The sequence below is a fragment of the Oleiphilus sp. HI0067 genome, assembly GCF_001635735.1.
Window position 1 is genome coordinate 1 of the sequence record NZ_LWFI01000871.1, and the last position, 2,180, is coordinate 2,180.

General features: G+C 42.4%; 3 protein-coding genes. 1 reads left to right on the plus strand and 2 read right to left on the minus strand.

Annotated elements, in window-relative coordinates; genetic code table 11:
- Both A3739_RS09560 and A3739_RS09565 read right to left on the minus strand, forming a co-directional pair.
- The coding region (locus A3739_RS09560; protein WP_197472245.1) for a PleD family two-component system response regulator at positions 1-478 on the minus strand (478 nt) is incomplete at its 3' end.
- Positions 475-1,311, minus strand: coding sequence for a PHP domain-containing protein (locus A3739_RS09565; protein ID WP_255375023.1), 837 nt, complete (start codon positions 1,309-1,311; stop codon positions 475-477). The genes A3739_RS09565 and A3739_RS09560, both read right to left, overlap by 4 nt.
- Before the next feature lie 93 nt (positions 1,312-1,404).
- Between A3739_RS09565 and A3739_RS09570 the strand changes: the two genes are divergently transcribed.
- Positions 1,405-2,103: a VC0807 family protein gene (locus A3739_RS09570; protein ID WP_068474722.1), complete on the plus strand. Its 699-nt coding sequence runs from the start codon at positions 1,405-1,407 to the stop codon at positions 2,101-2,103.
- The last annotated feature ends 77 nt before the right edge of the window (positions 2,104-2,180 follow it).

Consider the following 2,180-nt stretch of genomic DNA (forward strand, 5'->3'; position numbering starts at 1 on the left):
GGTTCCGCGATAGAGAGTGCGACAAAACATGCTGTCCGGTTTCATGTTCCTGACGCAAGGTTTCATGCAAAACTTCAAGCTCTTTAGTCTTGTCTTGAAGCTCGTTCATTAAACTCTTGGTACGCATATGCGCCTTGATTTTTGACACCAATATTGAGGTATCAACAGGCTTTTGAAGAAAGTCGTCCCCACCGCATGCCAAACATTCTTTTAGGGCATCTTTAGCGTTGTTAGAGGTAAGAAAAATAATAGGAGTGTGATTTTTACCCGCTAATTCTTTAATCACTGGTGCCGTGGCGAATCCGTCCATAACAGGCATCACTACATCAAGCAGAACAAGATCTGGAGAATGCTCCTTGAATAAAGCGATTGCTTGCTCGCCATTCTCTGCTTCAATGCATTCATTACCAATGTCTTTTAACGCGACCTTTAGAACGATACGGCAAATTTCCTGATCGTCGACGATCAATATCTTCAAGACCAGAGCTCCCATACGGGTTTAACTGTTTCGGGTAAAGGCTGGATACGTCCTAACTCTGCCCATGACCAATCAGGCGAATGAAAATCACTGCCAACAGAACCATACAAACCAAATCTACGACACATATCGCCTAGCATTCCGACCTCTCCTGGTTTTTGTCCAGATACGACAACTTCCATTCCTTGCCCTCCCAAGTCGCTAAACTCAACAATCAATTCACGAAGTCTAGTTAAACTAAAATCATACTTACGAGGATGTGCGATAACACCTGTTGCGCCAGCTTCTTTAACCCACGACATCACTGTCTGTAAATCCGGCCAAATACTTTTCACATCTCCTGCCTTACCAGAACCCAAGTAACGCTTAAATGCTTCATTCATTGTCTCAACGGCGCCAATTTCGATAAGCACTTTGGCAAAATGAGGCCTTCCGGGTATTCCCTCATGGCTCAAGCTTTTCGCTTTATCAAATGTTGGCGGTAGGCCTTTTTTCTCGAGTCGAGCAGATATTTCTTGAGCTCGAGCAATTCTCAACTCAGTTTGATGTCGTTGCACTTGTGTCATCACAGGACAATCTAAAGAGAAGTTATAAGCCAATATATGCACGCCGAACTTACTCCACTGACAAGAGATTTCGATTCCTGGCACCAGACTCATGCCTAACTCTTCGGCAACCGAATTAGCCTCATTTAGGCCCGCGATCGTGTCATGATCGGTGAGCGACAAACACTCAACACCATTCGCATGCGCGCGTTCAACAACATCTCGTGGACTTAAACTGCCATCAGACATAAAACTATGGCAATGTAAGTCAATATTTGAAAACCTCACACTAATATTCTCGTTTATAACATCGTATAATCTTGCCGCCTTTTTGAATTTTGAAGGCGACTGCTTGTTTTGCTTTAAATCTTTGGAAAAATAATGACCCAACCTAATCAGAAAGCAAACTCTGGAAATATATACCTAGAACTTATTTTGTGTGTAATTCTTCCTACACTCGTTCTTAAATACCTCAGCCCAGAAGACCAACTCGGACCAGTGTATGGTTTGATTCTTGGCCTTTCATTGCCGCTAGGCTACGGCATCTACCAATTCGTTCAAGAGAAAAAATTCGGTTTTATTCCAGCTCTTGGTTTCATCAGCATATTGCTCACAAGCAGCATCGGTTTGCTTGAACTCGACAGCAAATATATCGCTATAAAAGAAGCAGCCATTCCTCTCATAATTGGTATTGGCACCATTATTTCGTTAAAAACGCCCTACCCACTGGTTAAGACATTTATCTATAACGATAAAATACTTCAGATCGACAAAGTAGACGCTGCGTTAGCAGAAAACCAGTCGCAAGGCCTTTTTGAGGACGCTCTGAAAATCGCCACCTATATACTTGCCGCATCATTCCTTTTGTCGGCAATCTTGAACTACGTACTGGCAAAGGTAATTGTTACTAGCCCAAGTGGAACAGCTGAATTTAATGATCAACTCGGCACAATGAATTTACTCAGCTATCCAGTAATCACGATCCCCTGCGTAATCGTTATGATTATCGCGATGATGTATCTATTTAAAAAAATTAAATCACTCACCGGCCTCGCGCTAGAAGACATATTGCACAGTTGAGATATTATGTATTACGCCATTATTTCTACAGATGTGGAAAACAGTTTAGAAAAACGCAAATCAGCACGCCCTGCTCA

Excerpts from the sequence above, each read along its gene's own strand:
- A3739_RS09570 (WP_068474722.1), top strand. The coding sequence starts at position 1,405 with ATGACCCAACCTAATCAGAAAGCAAACTCTGGAAATATATACCTAGAA.